General features: G+C 49.8%; 1 rRNA gene. It reads right to left on the reverse strand.

The features are described 5' to 3' along the window. Positions 1–625 (reverse strand): 23S ribosomal RNA (locus AAEY99_RS21170); the annotation flags it as partial.

Raw genomic sequence — 625 nt, forward strand, 5'->3', positions numbered from 1 at the left:
GAAATGCACCCGTAGCTTCGGTGGTATGTTTAGCCCCGTTAAATCTTCCGCGCAGGCCGACTCGACTAGTGAGCTATTACGCTTTCTTTAAATGATGGCTGCTTCTAAGCCAACATCCTAGCTGTCTAAGCCTTCCCACATCGTTTCCCACTTAACATACACTTTGGGACCTTAGCTGACGGTCTGGGTTGTTTCCCTTTTGACAACGGACGTTAGCACCCGCTGTCTGTCTCCCGAGTAGTACTCATTGGTATTCGGAGTTTGCAAAGGGTTGGTAAGTCGGGATGACCCCCTAGCCTTAACAGTGCTCTACCCCCAATGGTATTCGCTCGAGGCGCTACCTAAATAGCTTTCGAGGAGAACCAGATATCTCCGAGTTTGATTGGCCTTTCACCCCCAGCCACAAGTCATCCGCTCATTTTTCAACATAAGTCGGTTCGGTCCTCCAGTTGATGTTACTCAACCTTCAACCTGCCCATGGCTAGATCACTCGGTTTCGGGTCTACACCTTGCAACTAAACGCGCAGTTAACACTCGGTTTCCCTACGGCTCCGCTATTCGCTTAACCTCGCTACAAAATGTAAGTCGCTGACCCATTATACAAAAGGTACGCAGTCACGGTCTC

The organism is Shewanella sp. S1-58-MNA-CIBAN-0166 (assembly GCF_040310085.1).
Classification (GTDB): domain Bacteria; phylum Pseudomonadota; class Gammaproteobacteria; order Enterobacterales; family Shewanellaceae; genus Shewanella.